This is a genomic window from Janthinobacterium sp. BHSEK (assembly GCF_056174685.1).
In genome coordinates, this window is the sequence record NZ_JBWBYV010000018.1 from 48,138 (window position 1) to 67,452 (window position 19,315).

Consider the following 19,315-nt stretch of genomic DNA (forward strand, 5'->3'; position numbering starts at 1 on the left):
TAGATTATCGGCCGCGCAGGATGCGCCCCAATTCAAGCAGACCGTGCGCCATCTCGGCCGGGGGAATGGCCGCAAAGCCCAGCAGCAGCCCGCGCGGCGTGGCGCACTCGGGGCCCGCCGCCGGGTCGGCATAGTGGCCCAGCGGGCGCAGTTCGATACCCCGCGCCAGGCCCGCGCGCGCCACCGTTTCTTCATCGTGGCCGCCGCGAAAATACGCGCACAGTTCCAGGCCGCTGTCGGCCGGGCCGCAGGCGAGCTGGTCGCCCAGTTCGCGCGCCAGGCCGCGCACCAGCAGGTCGCGCCGTTCGGCATTGCTGTCGCGCGTGCGGCGGATATGCCGGCCGAAATGGCCCTCGGCGATGAAGTCGGCCAGCGCCATCTGGGGCACGATGGCCGTGTGGCGGTCCATCACGGCCTTGGCCTGCACCAGCGCCTCGGCCAGCGCGGGCGGCGCCACCATGTAACCGAGGCGCAGGCCGGGGAACAGCACTTTCGACAGGGTGCCCACGTACACCACGCAGCCGGCCCGGTCCAGGCTTTGCAGCGACGCCAGCGGCGCGCCCGAGTAGCGGTATTCGCTGTCGTAATCGTCTTCCACCAGCCAGGCTTTATTGTGCGCGGCCCAGGCCAGCAGGGCCAGGCGGCGTGGCAAGCTCATGCTCACGCCCAGCGGCATCTGGTGCGATGGCGTCACATAGGCCAGCTTCGCCTGCGGGCAGTGCGCCACGCCGTAGGCCACGTCCAGCCCCTGCGCATCGACGGGGACGGGAAACACGCGCGCACCGGCCGCGCGCAGGGGGCCGCTGGCGCCCCGGTAGCCGGGCGACTCCATCCAGGCGGCATCGCCGGGCGCCAGCAAAATAGTCGACAGCATGAACAGCGCCTGCTGCGAACCGGACGTGATGACGATCTGCTGCGGCGTGCACTGGACGCCGCGCGAGGCCTTCAGGTACACGCACAGCAGTTCGCGCAGCGGCAGGTAGCCGGCCGGGTCGCTGTAGCCGAACTGGTGGTCGGGGCGGCGCCAGCGGCGCGCTTCCAGGCGGTTCCACACGTCAAATGGAAAATGGTCGATGCGCGGCATGCCGACGCGGAAAGCGCGCAGCGGCCCCCGGTGGAACGCCACCTGGCGCATGGCCGCCACCACGCCCTGCCCGCGCGCCGACAGGGGCCGCAGCAGGCCGGGCGTAGCGGCCGGCGGCACAGGCAGCGGCACCTCGCGGCTGACAAAGGTGCCGCGCCCGACGGCGCCATCGAGATAGCCTTCGGCCGTCAGCAGCGCATACGCATTGAGCACCGTCTGGCGCGACACGGCCAGCAGGCGGCAAAAATCGCGCGTGGGCGGCAGCTGCATGCCGGGATGCATGCGGCCGTCGAGAATGGCCGCCTTGATGGCCGCATACAGCTGGCGGAACAGCGGTTCGACGGCGCCGCGCTGCAGCGGCAAGGTGGCGATTATCGGGTTCAGGTGGGAAGCTGGCATGGTGGGGTGGGGCTCTTGAATTGGTAGTTTCAAGATAGCACTTATTGGCTATTTTAAATAGCCAAGGCTGACGCTAAGATGGCGCATTCCCTTCTACTCTTGCGGAGCCCCCATGCATCAGTTTTTCGCCACCGTGGCCTGGCAGCGCGACGGCCAGGATTTCGCCGGCCAGCGCTACAGCCGCGGCCATGAATGGCAGTTCGACGGCGGCCTGACGGTGCCCGCCTCGTCGTCGCCCCTGTCCGTGCCGCTGCCGATGTCCGTGGCGGCAAATATCGACCCGGAAGAGGCGCTGGTGGCCGCCACGTCGAGCTGCCACATGCTGTTCTTCCTGTCGCTGGCGGCGCAGCGCGGCTACGTCATCGACGATTACCGCGACGCCGCCGTCGGCGAACTGGGCAAGAATGCACAAGGCCGCCTGGCCATGACGCGCATCGTGCTGCGTCCGCGCATCGCCTTCGCGGGAACGCCGCCCACGCCAGATGCCTTGGCCGCCCTGCACCACGATGCGCACGAACGCTGCTACATCGCCAATTCGCTGACGGCCGACGTCGTCGTGCAAGGAGCCTATTAAATGTACACGCCCGCCAGCTTCCGCGAAGAGCGCCTCGAGGTGCTGCATGGCCTGATCCAGGCCCATCCCCTTGGCGCGCTGGTGCGCCATGGCGACGCTGGCTTGTGCGCCGACCACCTGCCGTTCGAGATCGCCGCGCCCACGCCCGAGGCCCCGTTCGGCATCCTGCGCGCCCACGTGGCGCGCGCCAACCCGCTGTGGCGCGCGGCCGGCGGGAGCGACGACGCACTGGTGATCTTCCAGGGGCCGCACGCCTACATCACGCCCGCCTGGTATGCGGAAAAGCAGCGCAGCGGCAAGGAGGTGCCGACCTTTAACTATGCGGTGGTGCACGCGCATGGCCCCCTGCGCGCCATCGACGACGCGGCATGGCTGCTGGGACTGGTGGAGCGGCTGACGGCGCGCCATGAGGCGGATCAAGCCGCGCCGTGGAAGGTGGGCGATGCGCCGGCCGGCTACATCGACAAGCTATTGAAAGCCATCGTCGGCATCGAGATTCCCCTCACCCGCATCACGGGAAAATGGAAGCTGGGCCAGAACCGCAGCATGCAGGACCAGGCCAGCATGGCGCATGGCCTGGCGCTGGGCCATCAACCCGGCGCGGCGCAGGCGCTGGGCGCGCTGATCGCCGCCAACGTCACGTCAGCCAGCTGACGGCCGCCGAAAACGTCAGGAACGACAGCGCCGTCGACACTAAAATGATGCGGGCGATGCGCGCCGTGTTCGCGCCGAAGCGCTCCGACAGCAGCGAGACGTTGCTGGCGCTGGGCAGGCACGCCACCAGCACCATGCAGGTCAGCGCGAACGGATCGAGCGGCGCGCCGAGCGCGATGGCCGCGTGGCCGATGCCCCACACCAGCAGCGGATGCAGCAGCAGTTTTTTCAGCGCCACGGGCACATACTCTCCCAACGGCGCCGGGTCGCTCGTGCTCATCTGCGAACGGGCCAGCACGGCACCGATGGTAAACAGAGCGACCGGCGAGGCGGCGTCGGCCAGCAAGCCCACCGTCTGCATCAATGGCTTGGGCAAGGCCAGCTCCAGCCATGACGACAGGGCGCCGAGCACGATCGCCCACGGCATCGGGTTGCCCGCCATGCCCTTCATGGCGTTGACGACGGCGCCGCGGCTGCCATGCGCGCCGCCGCTGCCGATGCGCGACAGGGCGATGCACAGCGAACTGGTGATGAGCATGTCGACGATGATGGTGACGATGACGGGCCCCGAGGAACGGGGGCCGAGCAGGGTCAATAGCAGCGGCACACCCATGAAGCCCGTGTTCGGGAAGGCCGCCACCAGCGCGCCGAAGGCCGCATTGTTCCAGTCGATGCGGTGGCTCAGGGTCATGGCGGTGGTGACGCCCACCATGATCAGGGCGCACAGCAGGTAGACGCCGAAGACGCTGGCGTCGAGCAGCTGCGCGATGGGCGTGGCGGCGCCGAAGCGGTACAGCATGCACGGCAGCGCGAAGTACAGGACAAAACTGTTCAAGCCGCCGATGGCGGCCAGCGGCAGCAGCGTGCGCCGCACGGCCAGGTAGCCGCACAGCACCAGGGCGAAGAAGGGAAAGGTGATGGCGAGGATGGTCAGCATGCAGCGCCATTGTAGCGCGCCGCACTGGCCGGTCGCCTGGCGCAAAAAAAGGCCGCTCGCGCGGCCCAAGGAGGTTTCGGAGAAAACGCCGGCGGCAGGCTAGGGCTTGAGCTGCGCGCGGATCTCGCCGGCCGGATAGGCGGCGCTGTGCACGTTCACGTACAGGTTGCCGGCCTGGTAGCTCGCATACTGGGGCGGCGTGAGCATGGTGCCGTCCGGCACGGCAAACATGCCGGCGCTGGTCTGCATCAGGGGCACGATGACGGGGCCGTTGGCGCCAGCGGGCGCCTCATGGATATGCGCGACGGTGGCCACCATGCCCGTGTAGCGCACGACGCCGCTGACGCTGCGGTCGTGGCCGACGCGGATATTGCTGCTGCCGCTGGCCATGCTGGTATTGGCAGGCACTTCCTGCGCGCCCGTCAGGGTGACGTCATGGCCGCCCGGGTGATGCGGGCCATGGGAACAGGCGCCCAGCAGGGCGGCCAGCGCCAGCACGCTGGCGGCGCGGCGTACGTGTTGTGGCAAGGTGGTCATGGCAGTACTCCTTCAACGGACATCGGGTCACGGATGGCGTCCTGCCCCGCACAACCGGGCCTGCGCCGCACTGGTGTCACGCAAAAAAACTTGCTGTAGCGTGACAATAAGGCCAAACCGCCGTGCCCGCTTTGCTTTGTGCCAAACTTGCTGCGCGCCTGCCGTCGCGCCCTCAGGCCAGATGCCCTTCCGCCACCCAGCCCCGGTTGGCGGGCGCGGCCTTGGGCTTGGGCGCGATGCCGCTGCTTTTTTCCGCATCGAGGATGATGCTGCGCATGCTGTCGCTGGCGGCAGGCCCGGGCGCGAACGCGTAATACTCGTCATTGATGGGCAAGCCCGTCGTGGCATCGACCAGCACCGGATCGGCGGCCAGGCCCGTGTCGCGGCTGGCGATGACGAGGCTGGCGCCTTCGGGCGCGAAGTTCTCGTTGCCCCAGGCGATAAACGCCAGCAGGACGGGCTTGAAGGCGCGCCCGGACTTGGTCAGCACATAGTCGTAGCGGGGCGGCTTGGCGCAATACAGGCGGCGCGTCATCAAGCCCCCTTCCACCAGGTCGGCGAGGCGGCGCGTCAGGATGGTGGGCGCGATCTTGAGGCTTTTTTCAAATTCGTCGAAACGCGTCTTGCCATAAAACGCTTCGCGCAGGATGAGGATGCTCCACCATTCGCCCACCTTGCCCAGGCTGCGAGCGATCGGGCAAGGCAAATTATTAAAGTTGGTATGTTTCATGACCATCTCCTCACATTGATTCAACACAACAATCGAAAAGTCTTTCAGTTGCAACACGGAAACTTAGTTACTATCACTTTGCAAGCGACCTGCGCACCCCGGCAGCGGCGTGAAAATACGCAAAAACTCACACTTTCCTGTTTCAAGTACAATCATGGCTGGTTCTGCTCTCCCAATCCCGGTGCGAAAAACGGTGTCAGCCACGCCTTCCAGCGCTGCTGCCCACGCCCGTTTTTCACTCACTGCGTTCACGATGACCCCTTTGAAGCTTGCCGTACTGCCTGCCCTGTTCGCCCTGTCCCTGTGCCAGACCACCACCGCCGGTACCGTCTCTTCCGCCACGCTCCAGGCCACCTTCGTCGTCCACGAAGCGTGCACGGTCGTCTCGCAGCGCGGCGGCACCGAGGTGCGCTGCCAGCACAACACGCCCTATCTGCTGCTCCAGCAGACAACGCCGTCGGGCGCCGGCCTCGTCACCGTCACGTTCTAGAAATAAATCGTTGCCGTCACCGTGTCCTTGTAGTCGCCGGGACGCGGCGACACCTGCGCCGGCACGCGGCCGTAAATCGTCAGCGGCACGCTGGCGCCCGTGCCCGTACCCGTCACCATGCTGGTGCCTGCCGTGCCATCGCCCCACAGCGGGCCATCGAGCGTGGCGGACAGCAGGTAGCTGACCTTGTCCGTCGTTACAATGTTTTTCATTTGCCGGTTCGCCACATTGGCCGCCACGCTGCCGCCGTTCAGGGCAATCTGGTACGCATTGTTGTTCACGCAGCGCACGGACAAGGTACTGGTGCTGCGCAAGTTGCCCGTCAGGATGGAAGCGTTCGCGAACGCCATCGGACTGGCCGCGATGGTGCAGTCGTTGACGGCCGTGGCATTCACCGTGAAACCGAAGCTGCCGCTGCTGGCCGAGCAACCCTGCAGGTTGATCAGGCCATAGGTCGTGTAGGTGTACGTGCCCACGCCGGCAAAGCTCGACGTATATACGGTATTCGCGTTGGCCACCGTCGGCACGGCGGCCAGGGCCGTGCCGGCGGGGATCTTGGCGTACACGGTAAAGGTGGTGGAATACGTACCGGGCGGGGCCAGCAAGCCGGCCGACAGGATCATGCCGAAGGTCGACGGCGCGCCCGCCACGCCGGCGCCGCCCCAGATCTTCGCCGTGGCATACGAATTGTCCACGTACACGTTGTACTCCATGCGATTGGTGCCGTTGCCCAGCTTGCGCGGCAGGGCCGAGGTGGAATTCGTGCCCAGCCCCAGCGAGATGCACACTTGCGCGTTGGGCGTGAGCAACTGTCCCAGGTTCAGCGATGAAAACAGGCAGCTGAAGGTGCCCGTGGCCTGCGCCACGTAATCGGTGCCGGAAATCGGGCTGACGGCGCCGAAATCGATATTCGTCATGCTGACCGTGCAGGTGTCGGCCGCCTGCGCCACGCTGCCCCAGGCGCAGCCCAGCAGCAGGGTCAGCCATAGCAGCAGGCGGCGCATCAGCGGCCCGCCCCGGCGCTGGCGGCGGCTGCGCAACGCAGCGGCCCGATCACGGGCAAGCCGCCCGCCGCCGGGCGCACATAGACAAACCGCACCGTGCACGTACTGTCGCCCTCGCCGACTTGCAGCTGATTCTGCTCGCGCAGATCGTCGACGAACACCATGCCGTCAAATCCCACCACCGTCTGCTTGCCGCTTTGCAGATGCAGCACGGGCAAGCCCGTGGCCAGCGGCTTGCCATCGGCGCCTTGCACGATGATGGTGGCGGCGCTGTAGCGTTCGACGGGAAAGGCCGCCAGCACGCCGGCCAGGTGTTGCGGCACGACATTGATATTAGTCACGGGCACGCGCGCATCGACGTCGAGGTCCTCCGTGGCGATGCTGATCTGGTTATTGCCATAGGGATTCAAATTCGGCACCAGCAGATAGCCGCTCCCCCCCGTCACGCCGATCTGGCGGTTTTCATGCAGCACAGGAATATTGCCCACGCCGCCAGTGGAGACCAGCGCAAAACCGTTGCCCACCTGGCGCGCCGCCTCGATATGCCCATCCATCAGCACCAGCGCGCCGGCCGCGCCCAGCGAGGAGGCATTGCCCATGCTGCTGCTTTGCGTGCGCGCATTCACGCGGCCGTCATTGCCCAGGTATTCCACTTGCGCCTGCCGGTAGGCATTACGGCCCACCGTGCCAGCCTGCAAGTTCCAGCCGAAGCCGCCGCCAAAGTCCGCCGCGCGCTGCGCGCTGACGCTGCGGCCGCTTTCGCCGTTTTGCCGGCTGCCGCTCGTGCTGATGGCCAGATTGTTGTCGAAGGCCATGCTCAGGCCGACATAAAAGCCCCGCTTCTCGCGTTGCCGCAAATCCTGGAACAGGCTGGCGTTCAGGAACAGGCCGTGGAACAGGGTCGCCGAATAGCCCAAGGTGGCCAGCTTCGATGGCGGCGCGCCGGGGGTGCGGTAGCCGATATAACTGCTGCTGATGCTGCTTCCCGCCGGCAAAGGCAGGCTCACGGTGACGCGGTCCGCCGCGCGCACGACAGGGCTGCCGTCGCGCGAGGCGAGGTCGCCAAACCCGGCGCTGGCGCGCACGCTTTGCACATCGACGCTGAAGCGCGGCCCCACATATTGATACCCGGCGCCCAGCTGCACACCACGGCTGCGGCCGGCGCTGGCCGACAGCGAGCCGCTGAGCACGCCCGCCTGGCCCAGCCGCACCAGCGCGCCCGCCCCCGCCTGGTACAGGCCGGCAGCCAGTTCCGCATGGCCTTCGATGGTGAAGCTGTCGCTGACGCCATGGCGGCCGGACGCGCTGGCAACCAGTTGCCGCGCGTAGCCGAACAGGCGGCGGCCATAGTCGCGCCGCACGGCGCCCGCCTCGACCGAGTAATCGCTCAAGCCGCCGGCCAGCATGCGCGTATCGACATACAGGGGCAGCACGGTCGTCACGCTGCGCCCCAGGGCATCGCGCGTGATGAGGGTGGCTTGCCCCGCGCCATTGATGCCGGCCACCTGGTTCAGCACGAATGGACCGCTGGGCACGCTGGCCGCATATTGCTGCACGCCATTGACGTACAGGCTCAGCGACGAAGGCACGAGCGCCGTGCCATCGACGGAGGCGACGGGAAACGTCAGCAGGTCGGGGCGCAGCTGGAAATTCTTGCGCCACTGCACGCCGCCCACGCGCACGGCGCGGCTCCAGCTGAGCGACGAGGAAATCAGGTCGCCCACCTGCCACGTTTGCAAGGTTTCGGGGTCGGCATGGCTCCAGAAGGTGTCGAAGCGCATGTACTTGCGCTGGTCCGACCCCAGGTTCACGGTGCCGGTATTGCTGAACACGCCGCTGTCATTGAAATAACGCAAGTCGTTGAAGATGGCGGCGCGCCGCGTGCGGCCCAGTTCCGCATAGGCTTCGTAATTGAGGACGGCACCGGGCGTGACGCGCGATGGCGGCGTCTGCGCCGCCGGGCGCGCGCTGATGCGGTACGGCGCGCGCAAATCGTCCGCCACCTGCAGCGACACGCTCTGGCGCGCCGCATCATAGTCATAGCTGAGTCCGGGAATCGCGTCGAGCGCCACGTCGGCCTGACCGGGTGCGCCCAGGCGCGCGGGGTCCAGCCCCAGCTGCTGCAAGTTCGCCACACTGCTGCGCAAGCCTTTGCCCACCTGGGTAAAGCGCAAGATCAGCCCGGTTGATTCAGCATTCACAGTTACCTCCAGATACAGTTCATTCGGCGCCATCGGATCGCTGGGCAAGCTGGCAGGTCCCGGATCGGCGCCCGTCCCGGCGGCCGCTCCGTCGGCCCTGGCCACCGGTGCCATGGCCAGCAACAGCAACAGCAAGGATGCCCGTGCGCGTCTCATGGTTTAACCCGGTAGCGCCCATGCCCACGACGCGCGGCAAGCCCGCCTGCCATGGCGGCCCGTTTCAAGGTGTCGAATTCGTGGCAACGAGCGCCTTTGCGTTCACGTTGACCGCAATACTCAACGGTCCATCCAGTTCGGCCTCCCTGGCGACGGGCAGGCGCCAGACGCGCATGCGTGCCGCCAGAACATAGCCAAACAGCCCCTTGCTGATGACAAACTCCTTGCCCGCCTGGTTCGTCAACGTCATCGCCCCGATCTGCGCATGGAAATTGCCGCTGTTCTTGACACGCAACATCCACTCGCCCCGCTCGCGAAAGACTTGCCAGTCGAGTATTTCCTTGCCCGGCGCACCGGCCGGCAGCACGAACACGGGCACCGAGTAGCGCAGGCGGATATCGACGCCGCTGCGGCCCGCATCATCCTCGCGGCTGACTTCATCGATGAGCACGCGGTACGTCTTTTCCTGCGCCACGGGGCCCGCCTGGGCGCGCACGAGGCGGATGGTCTGCCGGCTGTTGGCGGCGATTTCGACGATCGGCGGACTGGCCACCAGCTCCTGCGTGGGCGCCAAGGTTTCCTCGCCATCGCGCTGTTCCCAGGCAAACACCCGCACCTGCCCGTAGATGGGCTGGTCGCCGAGGTTTTGCAGATTGATGCCCGCGGCATTCTGTGCGGCGCGCAAATTGAGCGTCACCGGCGAAATCTGCAGATTGGCGCCGTTCGCGCCTGCGGCACAGCAAGCCAGCAGCGCCAGCACGCTTTTCATCAGGGAAGCGGCACGGGCCTTCACGCAGCGCCTGGATTAAAAGTACACGGTGGCCGTGATGGTCGACTTGTAGGTATCGGGCGCCGGTGTCGCTTGCGGCGGAATATTGCCGTACACCGTGATCGGCTGCGATGAGCCGTTGCCGGTGCCGCCGACGGTATTCGTGCCCTGGGTATCGCCCCACAAGGTGCTGCCGGCCGTCTGGTACAGATTGAATTGCACCGTCCCCAGGTTGCCGCCCGTGCCGCTCATGTAGCGCGTGGTGCCGGTCGAGCCGGTGCCCGAGCCGGCCGTCAAGCCCACGTTATACAGCGTGGTGTTGGTGCAGGTGACATTCACGGTCGTATTGACGTTCACGGCAGTAGCCAGTACACCCTGACTTTGGCCAAAGTCGAGATTGGCCGCCGCGATGGTGCAATTGGCGATGATCTTCAGGGTGACGTCAAAGGTGGTGCTGGCGCTGCCATTCAGATACACGGCGGCGTCGGCGCTACGCGGCAGCAGCGCCGTGGCGGCAACGGCCACGCTGGCAGCGACGATAAGGCGGGGGAAGATAACTCGCAACATGATACCTCCTGATGACGGAACATCATTAATGAGCCCGCCAATATGAGGGGCGTCGAGGATAGTCACGGTATTGCCGGCGTTTTCTCGGGCACGCAAACCAGGACGACAAAATACTTGTGCCGAGAGTCAGGAACCCGGGGACTCCGGCATTTTTTGCGGCATTGGCAAAACAGATTTTTTGGCAATCGACATTGCTTAAAATCAATGCATGAGCGAATTATTGGCGATCTGGGAAATCCGCGCTTCTTCTCGCGGAGAAACATCTTTTGAAATACGCGAAAAGCAGAAAAAAAAGAAAAAGCGAGGCATAATAAGCCACAACTTGCTATTTGGTTAAGTCATCCATGCCATGCCATTGACCAGCGAAACCATCAAAAAGAACATCTTGATCGTGGACGACTCCGCGTTCGAGCAGCGCATGCTGATGGAGCTGCTCAGCGAGCAGCCCTACCGCTTCAGCATCGCCTTCAATGGCTACCAGGGCTACCAGCTGGCATTGGCCACGCATCCCGACCTGATCCTGCTCGACGTGCGCATGCCCGAGATGGATGGCTACACGGCGTGCCGTTTGCTCAAGGCCAATCCCGAGACGGAACAGATTCCCGTGATCTTTCTCAGCGGCGCCGACGCCGCCAAGGAACGCGTCATGGGCTTGCAGGTGGGCGGCGTCGATTACATTTCGAAGCCCTTCCAGCCGGAAGAACTGGCCGCACGCATCCATATCCACCTGGGATTGATGCGTAAAAGCAACAGTACCTTACCGGCGGCGACCCCGATCGGCGACCGGCAGCAGCATCCGGACCTGGTATTCGTCAATGCCGTCAAACAACTCATCCTCGACAATCTGGGCAGCCTGCCCAACCTGTCCGAAATCGCCCGCAGCGTGGGTACCTACCGCGAAAAGCTGACCCTGATGTTCCGCGAGCAGACGGGCATGACGGTCTTCGCCTTCATCCGCGAAGCGCGCATCGCCCGCGGCGTGGAACTGCTGCAGCAAACGGACATCGACGTGCAGGATGTCGCCCTGCTGATCGGCTTCCACAACGCGGGCAACTTCGCCACGGCCTTCCGCGAACGCATGGGCATCACGCCCAGCGCCTACCGCCAGCGCCTGCATGAGCAGACGGGACAGCGGCAGGCGGCGGGCGGTTAGAACTTGTAGTTGAGCTTGAGCGAGGCAAAGCGGCCGCGCGGATCGGCTTGCGTATAGTCGAAGCCCGAGGCCGAGTAATCCCACGGCGCGCGCTTGTTGGCCAGGTTCTGCACGATGAAGGTGACGTTCGCCGCCGGCGTGACTTGCCAGCTGGTGGTCACGTCGAACGTGCTGAAGGCGGCCACCGATTCATCGAGATGCGTATTTTGCGCATAGCTGCCCACGTAGTTCCAGGTGAGCGTGGACGACCATTTTCCCTGTTCCCAGGTGGCCGAGGTGACGCCGCGCCATTTCGGGATGGAGCCGAAATAATTGGTGCCGGCGCCATCGGTGAGCGGCGCGCCGTCCGACAGCGGTTCGGCAAAGCGCAGCACGCGGCTCAGCTGGCCGGCCAGGGTCAGCTTGCCCCAGTCCTTGCCGACGAAGCGCTGGCGCAGGTCCAGGTCGATGCCGGACACTTCGCGCTGACCCTGGTTACGGTACTGGCGGTAAAGGGTCGTGATGCGGCCATCGGCGTCGCGCGTGATCTTTTGCGGCGCCGACGCTTCGTTGGCGAGCGTGGTGGTGGCGCTCTCCGTGCCGATCACGCCATCTTGCCTGATGCGGTAGTAATCGAGGCCGATGCTCGAACTGCTGGTGGGCGAGACCACCACGCCCAGGTTCAGGTTGTTCGAGCGTTCCGGACGCAGCGCCGGGTTGGCGATGGTGATGGCCGTCACGCCGCGCGTCTGCGTGGGAGTGACGGGGTCCTTCGGATCGAGCACGCTGACATAGCTGACGGCCGTGCTTTGCGTGATTTCCGGCAAGGATGGCGCGCGGAAGCCGCGCGACACGGTGCCGCGCACCAGCAGCCACGGCGCCGCCTGATAGCGGGCGCTGGCCTTCGGCGAAAACGCATTGCCGAAATCGCTGTAATGGTCGGCGCGGCCCGCCAGGTTGACGGACAGGTCTTTCACCACCGGAACGTTAAATTCGGCAAACAGGGCCGACACGCTGCGCGAGCCGTTGATGATGTTGATCGCCGGGCGCAGCTCGGTGCCGGACAGCACGGCCGTCGAGGTTTGCGAATCCATCTTTTCGCGGCGCCATTGCGCGCCAGCGGCAAAGCCCAGCGGACCGGCCGGCAGCTGCCACAGGTCTTTCGCGGCCGAGAAATCGACGGTGTCGAGCGTCGACTCGGCCGGACGCAGGGTCGACAGGCGCAGGCGATTGCGTACCGCTTCGCTGTTTTGCGACTGGTCAAAGAAGTTATAGCTGCCGTCGGCCAGCACCTCCTGGAATGCGTAGCGGTTGACGAAGTTCTGCACGGTTTCTTCCAGCTTGCTGCTCGAGTGGCCTACGGCCGCATCCCAGTCCCAGCCCGCCAAGGTGCCCTTGACGCCCGCCAGCGCGCGGTAGAACGTCACTTTATCCTGCTTCAGGCGCGGCCCCAGGTCGAACAGGGTGGCCGTGAACGGCAGGGGCGTGGCGCCCGGATTGTTCGGATGGCCGACAGGCAGCACGACGGGAATCGTGTCGAGGGCCTGGGTGGCGTTGTTCCACACGCGCGTGGCATTGTTCACCGTCAATGGCGCACTGAAGGTCTGGTCGGCGCGCGAGTAACTGTGCAGCAGGTCGACATACGCTTCCGTGTCCGCGTTCAATTTAAAGGTGGCGCGCGCGGCCGTGTGCACGCGCTGGATGCCGGGAATCAGGGTTTTATATGGCGACGGGTTATACGCCAGCACTTGCCCCGTCTTGCCGGGCGTGATGTCGCCATAATTAACCAGCTGCAATGGTCCGCGCACGCCGCCCAAGGTCTTCGTCGGGTCCGTGCCCGCATAGTTGGTGATGGCCCAGCCCAGGCTGCCACGCTGCTGGTTGCGGAAGTCCGCATCGCGCATCCACGCCACGTCGCTTTGCTGCAGCTTGTCGCGCTGCTGCGCATCGACCGAGAAGACCAGGCTGTAGCCATCTTCCTCGAGCTTGCCGAAACCCGTCTGCAGCGCCGCGCTCTTTTCATGCTGGCCCGTGCCTTCGGTCGAGCCGCCCCACTGCGCCGTGATGTCCGTGCCCGTGAATTCCTTGTACAGGATGATGTTGACCACGCCGGCCACGGCGTCGGAACCATAGACGGACGAGGCACCGTCCTTGAGCACCTCGATGCGCTGCACGGCCGCCATCGGCAGGCTGTTCAGGTCGACAAAGGTTTCCTGCAGGTTTTGCGCCGTCGCATAGCTGGCCACGCGCTTGCCATTGACCAGGATCAAGGTATTTTTCTGGCCGATGCCGCGCAGCGACAGGCCCGAGGTGCCGGCCGAGAAACTGCCCGTGTATTGTTCGTTGTAGCTGTTGCCGCTGTTGGCCGAGATGGCGCGCAGCACATCCGACACGCTGGTCTTGCCGCCGGCTTTCAATTCCTTGGCCGTGATGACTTGCACGGCGCTGGCGCCCTCCTTTTCGCTGACGCGGATATTCGATCCGGTGACGTTAACGCGCAGCATTTCCTCCTCCGCATGGGCGAAGGCAGGAAAGGCGGCGGCGATGGCAAGACTGATGGCGAGTGGTTTGAACATGGTTTCCTCTTATTGGGATTGCAGCCTTTTCCAGATAAAAAAGGCCGAGCAGGGGCACGCGGGCCGGGTGGGCCTGCGGGCAAAACGACGACGGGGGTGTGAAGGAGTTACAGGATGCGTGGACGGGCACGCACCGGCATCCACTGCGCCATGCATTGCATGGTCAGCTGGTGCCGGGCGGCATAAAAACAGGCAGAAAGACTAAAACGCAACATAAAAGACACCGGTAAGCGGGGAAAGGCCACTATATCCCGGCGTCTTTATGGCGTGAACGAATTAAAAATTGATTGTATATACGATTTGAATCTAAGGACTTGGTCTTTGGCAATATCAAGCGTCGGCCATCGCCTGCGGCGCGGCCGCCGCGCGGCGCGCCTGCACGCCCCACCAGTACCAGGAAATGACGGCATTGACCCAGTAAGCCGCATACAGCACGGCCGTCAGGTGCAGGCCGCGGCTGTAGTAGAGGGGCACGGCCACGGTGTTGACCAGCAGCCAGAAAGCCCAGGTCTCGATGCGCCGGCTCATCAGCAGAAATTGCGCGATGATGCTAAATACCAACACCGCCGAATCGATGAAGGGCGCATAGGCATTCGTAAAGCGGTGCAGCAGCATGCCGTAGATCGCCACGGAGGCGATGCCGGCCGGTACCACCCAGGCCAGGCTGCGCCAGCCCGTGCGTGTGATCGGCAACGGCTTGCCGCCCGCGCCGCGCCGCCATTGCAGCCAGCCGATGACGCAGGTGACGATGAAAAACAGCTGCAGCATCACGTCGGCGTACAGGTTGACCTGGAAAAACAGCACGGCGAACAGCACGCAGCCGACGATGCCGATCCACCAGGAATGGATATTATTGCGTCCGGCCAGGATGATGGAAGCGGTCATCAAGACATTGGCGGCGATCTCGAGCGGGGGAGTCAAGCGGATTTCCTTTGAATGAAGGCAGGCCGCCACTATAGCCCATTTGATATCCGCAACCGGCCATGCACTGCTTGACTTTCGTGGCCATTCTGGCAAATTGGCAAACACTACCCCTAGAACCACTGCGGAGATGTTCCATGCGCTTGCGCCACGTGCTGCTTGCGGCCACGCTGCTCGGCAGCGTCCTGCCCGCCCTGGCCTGCCGCATGACGATGGCGCTCGAGCAATGGCCGCCATACCTGTATCGCGACGCCCAAGGCAACTATACGGGGCTGGACCTGGAATTGCTGCGCGCCATCTTCAAGGAAGCGCGCTGCACCTTGCTGACCGTGCCGGAACTGCCCACGGCGCGGCGCCAGCTGCTGTTCCAGAAAGGGGGACTGGACCTGATGCCCGCCGCCTCCGAAACGCCGGAACGCCAGTCCTATGCGCGCTTCTCCCTCTCGTACCGCGATGAAGCCGTCGGCGTCTTCGGCAAGGCCGGCACGCCCGCCGCGCAGCGCCATGTCGGCAGCTTCGGCCAGCTGGCGCGCGGCAAGGCCACCCTGCTGGCGCCCAAGGTGGGCTGGTATGGCGCAGACTATGCGGCGGCCCGTCCGGCAATGGAAAAAGACGGCCGCCTGAATACCTTCGGCAGCTTCCAGCAGGGGTTGCGCATGCTCGACGCGGGCCGCGCCGACCTGCTGCTGGGCGACGTGCTGGCCGTGCGCCACGAAGCGCGCCTGCAGGGCGTCGCCTTGACCGCCCTGCCCTTCCTCGCCCTGCGCGCGCCCGTGCACCTGATGCTCAATGCGCACAGCACCAGCACGGCCGACCTGGCGCGCCTGAACGCCGCCATCACGCGCCTGGAACAGCGCGGCGTGCTGGCGGCGATACGCGCCCGCTACGACGCGCCGTAAGGCGCTCAGCCCTTGCTGGCCGCTTCCAGGATTTCCAGCTTCGTCTCGCGGCCATTCTTTTGCACGCCCTGCGCCTTGTCATAGCTTTCGATCAGGGCGCGGTAGGGCGGCACGATGTGGTCCGTCATGATGGCGGCGAAATCCATCGCGTTGGCGCGGTTCCAGGTGCTCATCACTTCAGCCAGCACGGCATACGTGTCGATCGGCACGGCGCCGGCCTGCGCGACGCGCGCCATGGTGATGTCGGTGGCCATCTTCGACCAGTTGCCGGAGGCATCGATGATGGCGAACACCTTGTAGCCGGCCGCCAGCGCGCTGATGGTGGGGAAAGCCATGCACACGCTGGTGAGCGTGCCGGCGATCAGCAGGGTCTTGCGGCCCGTCTTTTCGATGGCTTCGACCCAGGCCGGATTGTCCCAGGCGTTGATCTGGCCCGTGCGCGGGATGTAGACGGCGTCCGGGTTGAAATGGTGGATCTCCGGGATCAAGGGGCCGTTCGGGCCGTCCGGCACGGAAGCGGTGGTGAACGTCGGCATGTTGGCCAGGCGCGACAGCTTGGCCAGCGCCGTCACGTGGCCGCGCAGCACGTGCTGCTCGATGTCGCGCACCAGCTGGAACAAGCCGCTCTGGTGGTCGATCAGCAGCATGACGGCGTCGTCGGGATCGATCATCGGTGGCAAACCTTGGAAGTTGGCGGGGGTGCTCATGGTGGTCTCCTGAAAAGCCGTGCCGCGGGATGCGGCACGGGTACTGCACAAATTAATGACACAAACTACGTCGCGATACGGGCGAAGCGGCCGCTGTTGAAATCCTCGAACGCCTGCGCGATTTCCGCTTCGGTGTTCATGACGAAGGGACCATGGCCGACGATGGGCTCATCGATCGGCTCGCCGCTCAGCAGCAGCACCACGGCGTCGCTGTTCGCCTCGACGGTGATGCTGTCGCCGTCGCGCCCGAACAGCGCCATCTGCGCTTCGCGCACCACGCTCTCGCCATTCACCAGCACCGTGCCATGCAAAACGATCAGCGCCGTGCTCCAGCCGGCGTGCACCGGCAGCGCCGTCAGCTTGCCCTGGGCCAGGCGCACATCCCACACCCGCATCGGCGAGAACGTGCGGGCCGGGCCATGCCGGCCGTCGAAGTCGCCGGCGATCACGCGCACGGAACCTGCGCCGTCGGGCAGCGCCACCGCGGGAATCGTCTCGCTGGTGATGGCCTGGTAGCCGGGCGCCGTCATCTTGTTTTTCGCCGGCAGGTTCACCCACAGCTGCACCATTTCCAGCGTGCCGCCCGACTGCGTGAAGGCAGGCGAGTGAAACTCTTCATGCAGGATGCCGGCGCCGGCCGTCATCCACTGCACGTCGCCGGGACCGATCACGCCGCCCTGGCCCGTCGAATCGCGGTGCGCCACTTCGCCCTTGTAGACGATGGTCACCGTCTCGAAGCCGCGGTGCGGGTGCGAACCGACGCCGGGCGGACGCGTGCCGGGCGCAAATTCGGCGGGGCCGGCATAGTCGAGCAGCAGGAATGGGCTCAGCTGCCTGCCATGGCCGCTGTACGAAAACATCGAGCGCACGGGAAAACCATCGCCGACCCAGTGCTGGCGCGGTGCGCTGTAGATACCTGTGACTGTGTTCATCTCGATCTCCTGTTCGGGTTTGCATTACGATGGAGACAGGTTACGCTTGCAACGATGAAGGCGGTAGACGGTAAAATATGCCATCAGCGTTCCAAAAATAGAACGATAAAGGAGGCGGCATGCAGGATTTGAACGATTTGTATTACTTTGTGCAGGTGGTCGACCATGGCGGCTTCGCGCCGGCCGGGCGCGCGCTGGGCATGCCGAAGTCCAAACTGAGCCGGCGCATCGCGCTGCTGGAAGAGCGCCTGGGCGCGCGCCTGCTGCAGCGCACGACGCGGCATTTTTCCGTCACCGACGTGGGGCAGACGTTTTACGAGCATTGCAAGGCGATGCTGGTGGAAGCGGAAGCGGCGCAGGAAGCGATCGAACTGACGCGGGCCGCGCCGCGCGGCACGGTGCGCCTGTCCTGCCCCATCGCCCTGCTGCATTCCCTGGTCGCGCCCATGCTGGCCGGCTTCATGCGCGACCATCCGCAGGTGACCCTGCTGCTGGAAGCAAGCAACCGCCGCGTCGACCTGGTGGCCGAAGGCATCGACGTGGCCATCCGCGTGCGCCCGCCGCCGCTGCCCGACAGCGATCTGGTGCTGCGCGTGCTGGCCGAACGCAGCCAGTGCATGGTGGGCAGCCCCCTGCTGTTCGGCGACGCCCCCAGGCCAACCGCGCCAGCCGACCTGGCCGACTGGCCCAGCCTGGCCCTGGGCATGCCGCAACAGCACTATCAGTGGGATTTGCACGGCCCCGATGGCGCGCGCGCCCAGCTGCGCCACGTGCCGCGCTTCGTCACGGGCGACATGCTGACCCTGCGCGACGCGGCCGTGGCCGGCGTGGGCGTGGTGCAGCTGCCGACCATGATGATCACCGAACAGGTGGCCAACGGCAGCCTGCTGCCGCTGATGGGACAATGGCGGCCGCAGCGCGAAATCATCCACGCCGTCTTCCCGTCGCGGCGCGGCCTGCTGCCGGCCGTGCGTGCGCTGATCGACTACCTGGCGCACAGCTTCGCCGCGCTGGGGGAGGAGTGACGGTTTTCAGGTACGATGGCGTACTCCCGAATCGTCTGGATACCGCATGCGTTTATTGATTCTGTCGGACCTGCACCATGAGTTATGGCGCGACGAAGCGCCGCAGGGCGACCTCGCGCTCAGCCGCCCCGACGCCGTGATTCTGGCCGGCGACATCGATACGGGTTCACGCGCCGTCGCCTGGGCCGCCACCGCGTTTGCGGGCCTGCCCGTGCTGTACGTGCATGGCAACCACGAAGGCTATGGCCACCACCTCGACAAGGTACGCCAGGAGTTGCGCGCGGCCTGCGCCGCCACGCCGAACGTGCATTTTCTCGACGCCGACACCCATGTCGTCACCGACCCGGCAGGCAACAGGGTGCGCTTCCTGGGCGCCACTCTGTGGACGGATTTCCGCCTGCTGGGCGACGACACGCGGCAAGCGGCGATGCGCGACGCGGAAGCCGTCATGAACGACTACAAGCGCATCCGCCTGGCCAACATGGGCTTTCGCAAGCTGCGCGCGGCCGACACGGCCATGTTCCACGCGCAGCAAAAAGCCTGGCTGGCGCGCGAACTGGCGCAGCCCTTCGATGGCGCGACCGTCGTCATCAGCCACATGGCGCCGTCGCTGCGCTCGGTCGACGATGCGTACGGCAGCGAGGGCTGCTCGCCCGCCTACGCTTCGCGCCTGGACGATCTGGCCGCGCAGGCGGACCTGTGGGTGCATGGCCACCTCCACGTCTCGCGCGACTACCGCATCGGCCAGTGCCGCGTCGTGGCCAACCCCTGCGGCTACAGGACGCGCAGCGGCACGCCGCAAAATCCCCAGTTCAACCCGAACTTCATCGTCGAACTGGGCACAAACTAATCGTCCGGCTTCAGACGCCCCGCCAGCCATTGCTGCAGGCGGTGCTTGCCGGCCCGGCGCGCCGCGCGCGGCGAGGCCTCCGACTGGTGCGCGCCGGCGCCGCCGCGCAGCCTGGCGGCCGCCGCCAGCGGATTGCGCGGCTTGGGCGTGGCTTTCACTTTGATCTTCATG

20 protein-coding genes are annotated in these 19,315 nt (G+C 65.5%); 7 read left to right on the forward strand and 13 right to left on the reverse strand.

What is annotated here, in order from left to right:
* Positions 1-4: 4 nt before the first annotated feature.
* Positions 5-1,483: a MocR-like pyridoxine biosynthesis transcription factor PdxR gene (pdxR, locus tag AC0V2Y_RS08565; protein ID WP_475417161.1), complete on the reverse strand. Its 1,479-nt coding sequence runs from the start codon at positions 1,481-1,483 to the stop codon at positions 5-7.
* Between the two features lie 112 nt (positions 1,484-1,595).
* On the opposite strand from pdxR, the gene AC0V2Y_RS08570 reads away from it, so the two are divergent.
* Together AC0V2Y_RS08570 and AC0V2Y_RS08575 are read left to right on the forward strand one after the other, a co-directional pair.
* Complete coding sequence (locus tag AC0V2Y_RS08570; RefSeq protein ID WP_475417160.1) at positions 1,596-2,057, forward strand: OsmC family protein; 462 nt, start codon at positions 1,596-1,598, stop codon at positions 2,055-2,057.
* On the forward strand, positions 2,058-2,711 hold the full coding sequence (locus AC0V2Y_RS08575; protein ID WP_475417159.1) for an FMN-binding negative transcriptional regulator: 654 nt from the start codon (positions 2,058-2,060) through the stop codon (positions 2,709-2,711).
* On the opposite strand, the gene AC0V2Y_RS08580 is transcribed toward AC0V2Y_RS08575, so the two are convergent.
* From AC0V2Y_RS08580 to AC0V2Y_RS08590, 3 genes are all read right to left on the reverse strand, one after another.
* On the reverse strand, positions 2,695-3,648 hold the full coding sequence (locus tag AC0V2Y_RS08580) for an AEC family transporter (RefSeq protein WP_475417158.1): 954 nt from the start codon (positions 3,646-3,648) through the stop codon (positions 2,695-2,697). The two genes, AC0V2Y_RS08575 and AC0V2Y_RS08580, sit on opposite strands and share 17 nt — an antisense overlap.
* Before the next feature lie 99 nt (positions 3,649-3,747).
* Positions 3,748-4,185, reverse strand: a complete 438-nt coding sequence (locus AC0V2Y_RS08585; RefSeq protein WP_475417157.1) for a CHRD domain-containing protein — start codon at positions 4,183-4,185, stop codon at positions 3,748-3,750.
* Positions 4,186-4,357: 172 nt separating this feature from the next.
* Positions 4,358-4,915 (reverse strand): winged helix-turn-helix transcriptional regulator, encoded by a 558-nt coding sequence (locus AC0V2Y_RS08590; RefSeq protein WP_326457457.1) that lies wholly within the window; start codon positions 4,913-4,915, stop codon positions 4,358-4,360.
* Between the two features lie 253 nt (positions 4,916-5,168).
* Here AC0V2Y_RS08590 and AC0V2Y_RS08595 point away from each other — a divergent pair, with 253 nt between their 5' ends.
* The gene (locus AC0V2Y_RS08595; RefSeq protein ID WP_475417156.1) at positions 5,169-5,405 is read left to right on the forward strand and encodes a hypothetical protein; all 237 of its coding nucleotides are present in this window, start codon (positions 5,169-5,171) and stop codon (positions 5,403-5,405) included.
* On the opposite strand, the gene AC0V2Y_RS08600 is transcribed toward AC0V2Y_RS08595, so the two are convergent.
* The 4 genes from AC0V2Y_RS08600 to AC0V2Y_RS08615 all read right to left on the reverse strand — a co-directional run bounded on the left by AC0V2Y_RS08600 (position 5,402) and on the right by AC0V2Y_RS08615 (position 10,102).
* Positions 5,402-6,409 (reverse strand): Csu type fimbrial protein, encoded by a 1,008-nt coding sequence (locus AC0V2Y_RS08600; RefSeq protein WP_475417155.1) that lies wholly within the window; start codon positions 6,407-6,409, stop codon positions 5,402-5,404. The genes AC0V2Y_RS08595 and AC0V2Y_RS08600 overlap by 4 nt on opposite strands.
* A complete protein-coding gene (locus AC0V2Y_RS08605; RefSeq protein WP_475417154.1) occupies positions 6,409-8,766 on the reverse strand; it encodes a fimbria/pilus outer membrane usher protein in 2,358 nt (785 codons plus the stop codon). The genes AC0V2Y_RS08600 and AC0V2Y_RS08605 overlap by 1 nt, the downstream gene beginning before the upstream one ends.
* A gap of 64 nt (positions 8,767-8,830) precedes the next feature.
* Complete coding sequence (locus tag AC0V2Y_RS08610; RefSeq protein WP_475417153.1) at positions 8,831-9,559, reverse strand: fimbrial biogenesis chaperone; 729 nt, start codon at positions 9,557-9,559, stop codon at positions 8,831-8,833.
* 12 nt (positions 9,560-9,571) lie between these two features.
* Positions 9,572-10,102: a Csu type fimbrial protein gene (locus AC0V2Y_RS08615; protein ID WP_475417152.1), complete on the reverse strand. Its 531-nt coding sequence runs from the start codon at positions 10,100-10,102 to the stop codon at positions 9,572-9,574.
* Between the two features lie 349 nt (positions 10,103-10,451).
* Here AC0V2Y_RS08615 and AC0V2Y_RS08620 point away from each other — a divergent pair, with 349 nt between their 5' ends.
* The gene (locus tag AC0V2Y_RS08620; RefSeq protein ID WP_475417151.1) at positions 10,452-11,255 is read left to right on the forward strand and encodes a response regulator transcription factor; all 804 of its coding nucleotides are present in this window, start codon (positions 10,452-10,454) and stop codon (positions 11,253-11,255) included.
* Here the strand turns inward: AC0V2Y_RS08620 and AC0V2Y_RS08625 are convergent.
* Together AC0V2Y_RS08625 and pnuC are read right to left on the reverse strand one after the other, a co-directional pair.
* Positions 11,252-13,810 (reverse strand): TonB-dependent receptor, encoded by a 2,559-nt coding sequence (locus AC0V2Y_RS08625; protein WP_475417150.1) that lies wholly within the window; start codon positions 13,808-13,810, stop codon positions 11,252-11,254. The genes AC0V2Y_RS08620 and AC0V2Y_RS08625 overlap by 4 nt on opposite strands.
* 330 nt (positions 13,811-14,140) lie before the next feature.
* Positions 14,141-14,731, reverse strand: coding sequence for a nicotinamide riboside transporter PnuC (pnuC, locus tag AC0V2Y_RS08630; RefSeq protein WP_475417149.1), 591 nt, complete (start codon positions 14,729-14,731; stop codon positions 14,141-14,143).
* Between the two features lie 137 nt (positions 14,732-14,868).
* On the opposite strand from pnuC, the gene AC0V2Y_RS08635 reads away from it, so the two are divergent.
* The gene (locus AC0V2Y_RS08635) at positions 14,869-15,630 is read left to right on the forward strand and encodes a substrate-binding periplasmic protein (RefSeq protein ID WP_475417148.1); all 762 of its coding nucleotides are present in this window, start codon (positions 14,869-14,871) and stop codon (positions 15,628-15,630) included.
* 5 nt (positions 15,631-15,635) lie between these two features.
* On the opposite strand, the gene AC0V2Y_RS08640 is transcribed toward AC0V2Y_RS08635, so the two are convergent.
* Positions 15,636-16,337, reverse strand: coding sequence for an isochorismatase family protein (locus tag AC0V2Y_RS08640; protein ID WP_475417147.1), 702 nt, complete (start codon positions 16,335-16,337; stop codon positions 15,636-15,638).
* A 65-nt stretch (positions 16,338-16,402) separates the two neighbouring features.
* A complete protein-coding gene (locus AC0V2Y_RS08645) occupies positions 16,403-17,269 on the reverse strand; it encodes a pirin family protein (RefSeq protein WP_475417146.1) in 867 nt (288 codons plus the stop codon).
* Positions 17,270-17,388: 119 nt separating this feature from the next.
* Between AC0V2Y_RS08645 and AC0V2Y_RS08650 the strand changes: the two genes are divergently transcribed.
* Both AC0V2Y_RS08650 and AC0V2Y_RS08655 read left to right on the forward strand, forming a co-directional pair.
* Positions 17,389-18,294 (forward strand): LysR family transcriptional regulator, encoded by a 906-nt coding sequence (locus tag AC0V2Y_RS08650; protein ID WP_475417145.1) that lies wholly within the window; start codon positions 17,389-17,391, stop codon positions 18,292-18,294.
* 46 nt (positions 18,295-18,340) lie between these two features.
* The gene (locus tag AC0V2Y_RS08655) at positions 18,341-19,144 is read left to right on the forward strand and encodes a metallophosphoesterase (RefSeq protein WP_475417144.1); all 804 of its coding nucleotides are present in this window, start codon (positions 18,341-18,343) and stop codon (positions 19,142-19,144) included.
* Here the strand turns inward: AC0V2Y_RS08655 and AC0V2Y_RS08660 are convergent.
* The gene (locus AC0V2Y_RS08660) at positions 19,141-19,314 is read right to left on the reverse strand and encodes a hypothetical protein (RefSeq protein ID WP_475417143.1); all 174 of its coding nucleotides are present in this window, start codon (positions 19,312-19,314) and stop codon (positions 19,141-19,143) included. The genes AC0V2Y_RS08655 and AC0V2Y_RS08660 overlap by 4 nt on opposite strands.
* Position 19,315 lies beyond the last annotated feature (1 nt).

Bases quoted from the DNA above. Each gene is read 5' to 3' on its own strand.
- AC0V2Y_RS08570 (WP_475417160.1), top strand. From the start codon at position 1,596: ATGCATCAGTTTTTCGCCACCGTGGCCTGGCAGCGCGACGGCCAGGAT.
- AC0V2Y_RS08590 (WP_326457457.1), bottom strand. From the start codon at position 4,915: ATGAAACATACCAACTTTAATAATTTGCCTTGCCCGATCGCTCGCAGC.
- AC0V2Y_RS08640 (WP_475417147.1), bottom strand. From the start codon at position 16,337: ATGAGCACCCCCGCCAACTTCCAAGGTTTGCCACCGATGATCGATCCC.
- AC0V2Y_RS08635 (WP_475417148.1), top strand. From the start codon at position 14,869: ATGCGCTTGCGCCACGTGCTGCTTGCGGCCACGCTGCTCGGCAGCGTC.
- AC0V2Y_RS08625 (WP_475417150.1), bottom strand. From the start codon at position 13,810: ATGTTCAAACCACTCGCCATCAGTCTTGCCATCGCCGCCGCCTTTCCT.
- AC0V2Y_RS08605 (WP_475417154.1), bottom strand. From the start codon at position 8,766: ATGAGACGCGCACGGGCATCCTTGCTGTTGCTGTTGCTGGCCATGGCA.
- pdxR (WP_475417161.1), bottom strand. From the start codon at position 1,483: ATGCCAGCTTCCCACCTGAACCCGATAATCGCCACCTTGCCGCTGCAG.
- AC0V2Y_RS08595 (WP_475417156.1), top strand. From the start codon at position 5,169: ATGACCCCTTTGAAGCTTGCCGTACTGCCTGCCCTGTTCGCCCTGTCC.
- AC0V2Y_RS08660 (WP_475417143.1), bottom strand. From the start codon at position 19,314: ATGAAGATCAAAGTGAAAGCCACGCCCAAGCCGCGCAATCCGCTGGCG.
- AC0V2Y_RS08575 (WP_475417159.1), top strand. From the start codon at position 2,058: ATGTACACGCCCGCCAGCTTCCGCGAAGAGCGCCTCGAGGTGCTGCAT.
- AC0V2Y_RS08655 (WP_475417144.1), top strand. From the start codon at position 18,341: ATGCGTTTATTGATTCTGTCGGACCTGCACCATGAGTTATGGCGCGAC.
- AC0V2Y_RS08615 (WP_475417152.1), bottom strand. From the start codon at position 10,102: ATGTTGCGAGTTATCTTCCCCCGCCTTATCGTCGCTGCCAGCGTGGCC.
- AC0V2Y_RS08600 (WP_475417155.1), bottom strand. From the start codon at position 6,409: ATGCGCCGCCTGCTGCTATGGCTGACCCTGCTGCTGGGCTGCGCCTGG.
- AC0V2Y_RS08580 (WP_475417158.1), bottom strand. From the start codon at position 3,648: ATGCTGACCATCCTCGCCATCACCTTTCCCTTCTTCGCCCTGGTGCTG.
- AC0V2Y_RS08620 (WP_475417151.1), top strand. From the start codon at position 10,452: ATGCCATTGACCAGCGAAACCATCAAAAAGAACATCTTGATCGTGGAC.
- AC0V2Y_RS08645 (WP_475417146.1), bottom strand. From the start codon at position 17,269: ATGAACACAGTCACAGGTATCTACAGCGCACCGCGCCAGCACTGGGTC.
- AC0V2Y_RS08650 (WP_475417145.1), top strand. From the start codon at position 17,389: ATGCAGGATTTGAACGATTTGTATTACTTTGTGCAGGTGGTCGACCAT.
- AC0V2Y_RS08585 (WP_475417157.1), bottom strand. From the start codon at position 4,185: ATGACCACCTTGCCACAACACGTACGCCGCGCCGCCAGCGTGCTGGCG.